This window comes from Nocardia sp. NBC_01329 (assembly GCF_035956715.1).
GTDB lineage: Bacteria > Actinomycetota > Actinomycetes > Mycobacteriales > Mycobacteriaceae > Nocardia.
This window is the reverse complement of the sequence record NZ_CP108381.1, coordinates 3,240,553-3,248,942: the sequence shown is the minus strand read 5'-3', so window position 1 is coordinate 3,248,942 and position 8,390 is coordinate 3,240,553. Positions and strand designations below refer to the sequence as shown.

At 64.5% G+C, this 8,390-nt stretch carries 10 protein-coding genes; 9 read left to right on the top strand and 1 reads right to left on the bottom strand.

What is annotated here, in order from left to right; all coding sequences use genetic code 11:
- Positions 1–217: 217 nt before the first annotated feature.
- From OG405_RS14805 to OG405_RS14795, 3 genes are all read left to right on the top strand, one after another.
- On the top strand, positions 218–772 hold the full coding sequence (locus OG405_RS14805) for a hypothetical protein (protein ID WP_327147083.1): 555 nt from the start codon (positions 218–220) through the stop codon (positions 770–772).
- Positions 773–804: 32 nt separating this feature from the next.
- A complete protein-coding gene (locus OG405_RS14800; RefSeq protein ID WP_327147082.1) occupies positions 805–1,614 on the top strand; it encodes an aldo/keto reductase in 810 nt (269 codons plus the stop codon).
- Between the two features lie 404 nt (positions 1,615–2,018).
- A complete protein-coding gene (locus OG405_RS14795) occupies positions 2,019–2,882 on the top strand; it encodes an aminotransferase class IV family protein (protein ID WP_327147081.1) in 864 nt (287 codons plus the stop codon).
- Here the strand turns inward: OG405_RS14795 and OG405_RS14790 are convergent.
- The gene (locus tag OG405_RS14790; protein ID WP_327147080.1) at positions 2,852–3,763 is read right to left on the bottom strand and encodes a LysR family transcriptional regulator; all 912 of its coding nucleotides are present in this window, start codon (positions 3,761–3,763) and stop codon (positions 2,852–2,854) included. The genes OG405_RS14795 and OG405_RS14790 overlap by 31 nt on opposite strands.
- A gap of 200 nt (positions 3,764–3,963) precedes the next feature.
- Here OG405_RS14790 and OG405_RS14785 point away from each other — a divergent pair, with 200 nt between their 5' ends.
- The 6 genes from OG405_RS14785 to OG405_RS14760 all read left to right on the top strand — a co-directional run bounded on the left by OG405_RS14785 (position 3,964) and on the right by OG405_RS14760 (position 8,078).
- Positions 3,964–4,758: a hypothetical protein gene (locus OG405_RS14785; protein ID WP_327147079.1), complete on the top strand. Its 795-nt coding sequence runs from the start codon at positions 3,964–3,966 to the stop codon at positions 4,756–4,758.
- Between the two features lie 119 nt (positions 4,759–4,877).
- A complete protein-coding gene (locus OG405_RS14780) occupies positions 4,878–5,069 on the top strand; it encodes a transposase (protein ID WP_327152343.1) in 192 nt (63 codons plus the stop codon).
- A 213-nt stretch (positions 5,070–5,282) separates the two neighbouring features.
- Positions 5,283–5,519, top strand: a complete 237-nt coding sequence (locus tag OG405_RS14775; protein WP_327147078.1) for a hypothetical protein — start codon at positions 5,283–5,285, stop codon at positions 5,517–5,519.
- Between the two features lie 687 nt (positions 5,520–6,206).
- The gene (locus tag OG405_RS14770; RefSeq protein ID WP_327147077.1) at positions 6,207–7,346 is read left to right on the top strand and encodes a glutathione-independent formaldehyde dehydrogenase; all 1,140 of its coding nucleotides are present in this window, start codon (positions 6,207–6,209) and stop codon (positions 7,344–7,346) included.
- 28 nt (positions 7,347–7,374) lie between these two features.
- Positions 7,375–7,668, top strand: coding sequence for a hypothetical protein (locus OG405_RS14765; protein WP_327147076.1), 294 nt, complete (start codon positions 7,375–7,377; stop codon positions 7,666–7,668).
- Positions 7,665–8,078, top strand: a complete 414-nt coding sequence (locus OG405_RS14760; RefSeq protein WP_327147075.1) for a GlcG/HbpS family heme-binding protein — start codon at positions 7,665–7,667, stop codon at positions 8,076–8,078. Before OG405_RS14765 ends, OG405_RS14760 begins: the two co-directional genes overlap by 4 nt.
- Positions 8,079–8,390 lie beyond the last annotated feature (312 nt).

Here is an 8,390-nt window from a genome sequence, read left to right as displayed (position 1 = left end):
TTCGGGCACCCGTTCCCGAGCTGCGGACGCAAGCAGAGGTGGCCCTGATCGTGCCGAGACGTTCGACCTTCCGGTCCGCGCTCCTCGTCGTCGAAGTGGGCCGGACATGGACTCCACGATGGGGTTCCATCATGACGAGCACGGGCGGGAATGGCGGGGCGTGCCATCGGAGGGCGCCGCAGCACCTCGGGGTCTGGAATCCCAGTTTCCTGTGCCGATGACGGGAAGTCCGTTGCGGTCTACCGGTGCCGAGAACGCCGACGATCAGAATCTGTGGCTGGAGGAATTCGAGAGCCCGGAAGTACTGGCGTGGAAGGAGGCGGAGCACGCGAAGACGATCGACGAGTTGGCATCCGGTGTGGAATTCGCCGATATGGAGCAGAGAATATTGGAGGTCGTAGATCAGGATAATGAACACTCTCCGCCGCACCGCAGCGGTGACTGGTTCTTCGAATTCCACTATGACAAAGAATATCCGTTGGGTGTGTGGCGGCGTATGCCGATCGCGGAGTACCGCAACGGTGGGTCGGAATGGGAGGTGCTTCTCGATTTGGGTGCGCTGGGGGAGGACGACAACGGTGCGCCGGCCACTCCGGGGTCTCCCGGTTTTCGGCCCACGAAGATCAAGTGGATCTGGGGGAGGTTCAGGGTGCAGGTGGAGCGGCCATCTGGGGATCATTCTGATCGCGGTTTCCCTGATCGTGCGTTGATCTCGTTGTCGATGGGCGGTGGCGATACGTATGTGGTCCATGAATTCGAAAGGGACTCGTGACGACTCTCAACCTCGACTTTGCTGGATCTCGCGTGCACCGTCTGGGCTTCGGTGCGATGCGGCTGGCCGCCGAACCGGATGACGCCCGCGCCGCTTCGATCGAGTTGCTGCGCAGGGCTGTCGAACTCGGTGTCACATTGATCGACACGGCGCATCTCTACGGTTGGGGCGCCAACGAGGAACTCATCGCCGAGGCCCTTCATCCCTACCCTGAGGGACTCCTGGTGGCGACCAAATTCGGCGTCGAGCGCCGCCGCGACCACCCTGACGGGGCGGTTTACAACGGAAGTGAACGTTTCCTGCGCCGTCAGGTCGACGATGCTCTGCGTCGGCTGCGGGTGGACCGGATCGCCCTCATGCAACTGCACCGCATCGACCCGGCCATTCCGCTCGCCGACCAGGTCGGGCTGCTGGGCGACCTGCGTGATGAGGGAAAGATCGGCCACATCGGCCTGTCGGAGGTTTCCGCCGCGCAGCTCGCCGAGGCACGGGAAACCGTGGATATCGTCAGTGTGCAGAACCGCTACAACATCCTCGACCGCGAATACGACCCGGTCGTCGATGCTTGCGAACAGGCCGGTATCGCTTTCCTGCCATGGCGGCCTGTGGTCGCCGGCGCTGCGGGCGCGACTGCCGTGATCGCTGCGGTCGCTCGCGAGCTCGACGCCACCGCCACCCAGGTCGTCCTCGCCTGGCTGCTGCGTCGGTCGGGCGTCATCGTGCCCATCCCGGGCACCGGCTCGCTCAGCCACCTCACCGAGAATCTCACGGCAGCCCGTTTGGAAATCACCGACCATCAGTACGAGCGTCTGGACTGTATCGCGGCATCGAAAGGCCAATGATCCGAATCACTCCTCAGGCTGCATAACCTCTGTCGCCGGATCGTGGGGACTGTGGGTTTGAGGTGTTTCCGGAGCAGCGAGAACGAGGAACAAGACGTGACGCGAATTCCTCTCGATCAAGACGACGAGGCGTACGGGATCGAGTCCTCAGCGTGCTTCATCTGTGAGATCGTCAGCGGCGATTCCGCCCATAACATGGAGCGGGTGGTTGCCGAGGACACCGAGAACATCGCATTCCTGAGCAGAAACCCACCCAGCGTTCAACGTCACAAAAGCGAGGATGCCTTTCACCATGTTTAACGAGGCTAAACCTCGGTTGCTGAAACCGTCATTGTTGCGCCCCGCGCGACACGGCATGGTGAATACCCACAGCCTCGTTCAGTCCCTGCCTCGGGAGGAAACTCATGTCCACCACAGCGATCTCGACAGCGCGTGGCGCGCAGCCGGGCGTCGGGCAAGCGACGCACTCCGCCTTCGTCGTACATCGCAACGGCAGTGTCGCGACCAGCGAAGATCTGGCTGCGCTCGCCTTCGCGGGACACGCGCACTTCACGGCGATGCAGGTCCGGGACGGCGGGGTCCGCGGGCTCGACTTGCACCTCGCGCGGCTGCGCCGTGCCTCCGCCGAGATGTTCGGCCGGGCCCTCGGCGACGACGAGGTGCGTGCGCACCTGCGGACGGCGATCCAGGCGGGTCCGGCCGAGATGTCACTGGTGGCCACCGTCTATTCGTCCGACGGTGAGTTCACTGCGGCATCGCCCGGAGCGCGGCTGCAGATGCTCGTACGCACCGCACCGGCATCGGCTGGGCCGCCCGGGCCTTTGGCGTTGAGCGCGGTCGAGCACGAGCGCTACCTTCCGCAGCTCAAGCATGTGGGCGAAGTCGCCAAGACACACTTATTGCGGCAGGCCGTGGCCGACGGCTTCGACGACGCCGCGTTTCTCGACCGGCAGGGCAGATTCAGCGAGGCGTCCATCTGGAATCTGGCGTTCTGGGATGGTAGCGCCGTGGTGTGGCCGCGGGCCGAGATGCTGGTCGGCACCACGATGGGCATCGTCCGCCGGCAACTGGCGGGCATCGGCGTCGCGCAGCGGGAGCGGATAGTCACGCCCGCCGACCTGCAGAATCTGGCCGGGGCGGTCGTGATGAACTCTTGGACACCCGGCATCGCGGTTCGGCGCATCGGCGCCACCGATATGCCCGAGGCGCCGGCGTTCCTGCGCGCGCTACACGATGCCTACGGTGCGGAGCCGCGGACCGCACCGTGAGCTGGAATATGTGACAGAAGAATCCGCACGAACTCGCGCACCGCCGGAGTGTCGCGGGCGGTGGACCACAGCGGCCCGTAATCGATGGGCGGCCCGTCGCGCAGTGGAACATAGGTGACATCGGGGTGGGTCTGGTAGTGGCGCACCCGGTCCGCGACGATGGTGACGCCCTTGCCTTCGCTGATGAACAGCAAGGCTTCGGCGTAGCTCATGGTGATCGCGAGATGTGTGAGCCGCGTCCCCTGCGGTGTGGTCAGCGGGTAGTGCAGTTCGCGGAAGGCGGGCGGCAAGCTGGAGAAGGTGAGCAGCGGAGTGTCCGCCAGATCGTCCAGCCCGGCCGATTCCAGCGTGGCCAGGCGGTGTTGCGCCGGGACCAGTAGCGCGGTCGGTTCGGAGAAGAGCACGGGTCCGGTGGTGATACCGGGGACATCGGTCGGCAGCTCGCTGAGCTGCACATCGACGTCCCCGCTCATGAGCAAGCCGTGTGAGTCCGCCAGTGACGTCTCCCTGATGTCGACTTCACAATGCGGATATTCGGTCTGGAAGGCGTCAGCGGCACGGATGGCCAGGCGGGCGGACCAGGGTCCGGAGAACGCGATTCCTAATCGGCCGCCGACCGCGCTGCCGGCCGCTGTCGCGTTGCGCACGGCCTGCTGGATCTGGTCGTAGCCGGGTTTCAGCTCGGCGTAGAAGCGCTGCCCGAACTCGGTCAGCACCACTCGGCGACTGGATCGCTCGAACAGCTCGGCGCCGAAGCGCCGTTCGAGCTTCTTGACCAGTTGGCTGACTCGGCCCGGAGACAGGTGCAGGCGTTCGGCCGTCCGAGCGAAGTGCAGTTCTTCAGCGAGTGTGAGGAACAGACGTATTTCACTCTGCTCCATTCGTCATCAGCACTTTCCCGCACGCTGCCATGCGAACACCACCCAAATCGTTCGTCAACGCCAGGCTAGCGCGCCGATTGCCGAACGTCACCGTCGCGGGTTTGTGTTGATCCGGTGTTCGACAGGTCGGGTAGACGATTGACCGACAGCGCCGCTCACTCACATCCGAGCCGTGGCCGCACTGCGACGAACCTCATGTTGTGGACGGAATCAATCCGGCCCTGTCCCCAGCGGAGGTGAGGCTGGAACGGCGGATCCGTGCCGCCTCGCGCGGCAGGACCCTGACCCCGCAGGAACGAGAGACCCTCGAACGAATCCGCCCTCCGCAGGAGTATCCGGTCACGCTGGCGATCGCCCCCTATGAGGGTTCCATAGCGATGCTGCCGGTCGCGCAGCTCTACGCGCGCGCCGTGCCCGATCTACACACCCCTGAAGGCGCAGACCTGCTCCAGGTCTTGTGGTGCCCCTTCGACCACTCGACGGGCATGCCCAAGACCGCGCTGTTCTGGCGGTCGGCCGCCACCGTCACCGACATCCTCGCCACGCCCCCCGAACCGCCCGCGGTGCAATTCGACGGCTACCTGCCCGCGTCGTGCCTGCTCAACCCGGAGCAAGTTACCGAATACCCCGACCGCAGGGACCTGAGCAAGGAACTCCGAGAGCAGATCGGAGACTGGAGCCTGTGGCAGGCAGCCGAGACGGGTGTGGACAGTGCCTACGAGATCGCCCCGGAGGAGTTCTACGCCAATGAGTTGGCCGTCGCTCCCGGCTGGAGAGTCGGCGGCTGGCCTGGCTGGGGCGCCATCGACCCCCACCCCCTGCTCTGCCCTACCTGCGGCAGCGACATGGATGCCCTACTGACCATCGCCACGTTCGAGGCCGACGACGGCAAAAGCTGGCTCCCACACGAGGAACCGGCGCATGAACCATCCATCGGCTTCAGCCACACTGAGGTCCAGATAGGAAGCGGCTATAACCATCAGGTCTACGTCTGAGGTGACCGGTTCATTCTGGACAGTGACCCCTCGTAGGGTGGCCACTGAAAGTGAGGGAGCAGTTCGTGGGGCAGCATCGCAGGAAGTACTCGCCTGAGTACAAGGACGAGGCCGTGAGAATGGTGATCGAGTCACCGGAGCGGTCGATCGCGGAGGTCGCCCGCGATTTGGGTATCAACTCCGGGACCTTGACGAATTGGGTCGCGGCGCATCGTAAGAAGAATATGCACCGCCTCGACCGGAAACCGCCGGTCGAGTACGAAGCCGATTACGATGCCAACTGCTCTCCGCAGCCCACTGGAGACAGATAACCCGGTGGGCACGAAACCCGGGGGCTTCAGAGCGGCGTTTGGCCGCGCGGTCTGATCTGCTTTGGTCGGGATCGTGGCCTTGGTCCGGAGTTGACTGCCGGTAGTGAGGAACCGCCACGTGAGCGGTGGTTCCGTGCGCGGGCGCCCACCACTTCTATGCTGACTCGGTTGATCGTGCACATCCCCATTTCCGCTGCTAGAAGGGTTACTACATTGACTCATAAGGTCGCGGCCGTCGCGGTGGCCGGCATTCTCGCCGCGTTCTTGTCCGCGGGCACGGCGTCCAGCCAACCGCAGGCCTCGTCCGAGCCACAGCAGCAGCAACAGCCGGGCGAGGACGGAGCCGAGAACGCGGGTGAGCCCGGAGGGAAAGCCGAAGGCGAAAAGGGCAGAGGCAGAGGCAAAGGCGGGAAGGGTAAAGGTAAAGGCGGGAAGGACGGAGGCGAATAGGGCGGGTACGGCTGTTGGCCCGCCGTCGAGGACTGCTGGACGCCGCACAAGTGATCCAGTTTCGAAATAGGTCTATCAAGTCGATGTTTCGGGTGTGGCAGGTCAGGTCAGCGTCGGCGAGGTCGAGAGTCAGCATGTTGCGCCAGTCGTCGACGAACACCGCGGAGGTCCCTTCGTAGCGCACGCCGATGAAGGGATTGGCGGAAAACATCGGCGCGACCCAGCGCAATGAGCCGTCGGTGCCGAGCCGGGCGAGCCAGCCGACGTTACCCATTCCGCTGCCGCCCCCGTCATCCGGCCCGAGCCGTCGGGCAGAGAGACATCGAAGTTCGGGTAGGCCTCGGTGACTCCGTCTTCCTCCACGGCGAGGGCCACATCCAGTGGCCCGCCGAGCCGGAACGAAGCCGCCCGAGCCCACAAATCAATGAAACCGATCCCACCTCTGGCGGTCGCGGAGCCGAAAGAGGAGACTCCAAGATGGAGCGAATGCGACGCCTGGAGTGCGCCCGCTGTTGGTCGCCCGTAACGCGAAACAGTGGGTCACTTTGGTGTCGGCTTCAGGTTCTATGCGCTGTCGCGTCGTCTGCCCCAGCAGACGGATTCATTCGGTCGGTCGCTCACGTGTAACCGCCTGTGGTGGCTTGGCCGGGCATCATCCGGAAACGCCGCATGACAGGGAGTGTCGAGATGAAAGCGCTTGTGTACGACGGGCCACGTGAGGTTCACGTGAAGGATGTGCCCGATGCGAGAATCGAGCAGCCGACCGATGTGCTGGTAAAGATCACCAGCACCAACATTTGCGGGTCGGATCTACACATGTACGAGGGCCGCACCGATCTGGAGCCCGGGATGGTCCTCGGCCACGAAAATTTGGGGATCGTCGCAGAGGTGGGCGACGCGGTGGTCAAGGTCAGCACCGGGGACCGGGTGTGTCTACCGTTCAACATCGGTTGCGGTTTCTGCCGCAACTGCGAGGAAGGACTGACCGCGTTCTGCCTGACAGTGCACCCGGATCCGAAGATGGCCGGTGCCGCGTTCGGTTTCGCCGGGATGGGGCCGTTCTGGGGCGGACAGGCGGAGTATCTGCGAGTGCCGTTCGGTGACTTCAATTGCCTGCGACTGCCCGAGGACGCCCAGGACAAGGAAGCCGACTATGTGATGCTTTCCGATATCTTCCCCACCGGTTGGCACTGCACCCGCCTGGCCGATATGCAGCCCGGGGATTCGATGGTGGTCTACGGGGCCGGGCCGGTCGGTCTGATGGCGGCGTACTCGGCGATGATCCAGGGCGCGAGTCAGGTGATGATCGTCGATCGTCGTCCCGACCGGTTGCGGCTCGCCGAGCAGATCGGGGTCACACCCATCGACGACTCCATCGGTGACCCGGTCGAGCAGGTCCTCGATATGACCGGCGGGCGCGGCGCCGATAAGGGTTGTGAGTGCGTCGGGTATCAGGCGCACGACCCGCAAGGTCACGAGGACGCCGCGATGACGATGAATCGGCTCGTCGACTCGGTGCGTTTCACCGGACATATCGGCGTGGTCGGTATTTTCCTGCCTCAGGACCGCAACGCCCCTGACGAACTCGAACGAGACGGCAAGATTGCCTTCGACATGGGGAAATTCTGGTTCAAGGGGCAGAAGGCCGGCACCGGGCAGGCCAATGTCAAGCATTACAACCGGCAGCTGCGTGACCTGATTCACCAGGGCCGGGCCACACCGTCCTGGATCATCTCCCATGAGCTCCCGCTGGCCGAGGCCGAGGTCGGCTACCAGCATTTCGATGCCCGCGACGACGGATGGACCAAAGTCGTACTGCATCCGTGAGGCGGCCCTGACCGAGAGGAGCACAACGATGACAACAGCACTGCACGGCACGCCGATCGCGGCACTGGTTACCGATCTGGTCGAACTCGGGCGACCCCCGGCCGCGGTGCGACAAACCGCTGGGTATACAGAGCTGCCGGCGCCGCAGCCCGGCAAAATCCGTACACCCGATAACGACCCGGGCAGCGCCGGGGCCGACGTCGTGAACGATGAGGTCGTGGTCGACGGCGACCTGATCTCGGGCCCGCCGCTCGACGACCTCCCCGCGTTGTGTCAGACCGTCGTCGAGCAGTTCGCGAAGACCGGGGCGGGTGCGTCATGACAGTGCACCAGGTGTCGGTGTCCCTCGACGATGCGCAGCGGGTGATTGCCGCCGGCCGGGCCAAAGCCGCCGAGATCGATTCACCGTCGAATATCGCGGTGGTCGATGCCGGCGGCAACCTCGTAGCCCATGTGCGGATGGACGGCGCCTGGATCGCCAGCATCGACATCTCGATAAACAAGGCATTCACCGCGCGAGCGCTGGACATCTCGACCGAAGACCTCGCGGCCGACGCGGGCCCGGGCGAGCAGTTCTACGGGATACACGCCTCCAACGGTGGGCGCATCATGATCTTCGCCGGTGGTGTCCCGCTGCGGCACAACGGCCAGGTAGTCGGGGCGGTCGGCGTCAGCGGCGGCACCGGGGAGCAGGACAAGGCCGTCGCAGAGGCGGCCGTGGCGGCGATGTGAGCAGTGAGCGTGAGCTGGTCGACAGGGCACCGTCGCGGATGTGTGCATCGAAGCGGTCGGAACGGAGGCGTGACACCCCTGGGAGCACTTCTGCGACCGGAGCTCGATGCGGCCGCGGAGTAGCAAATGGCTCCGCGACCACATGTGCCGCACCGGTCGACGGTAGATTCTGTATCGCCACCCTGATCTGCTCGTCCGGATCTGCGGGAACAGGACGCCTCAGTTCATACGGTGCAAGTAGCATCGGAGTCGACCGAGTCATTGGAAGCCGAACTCGCCACGCGGAACTACTGATTTCCAGCTGCCGCCTAT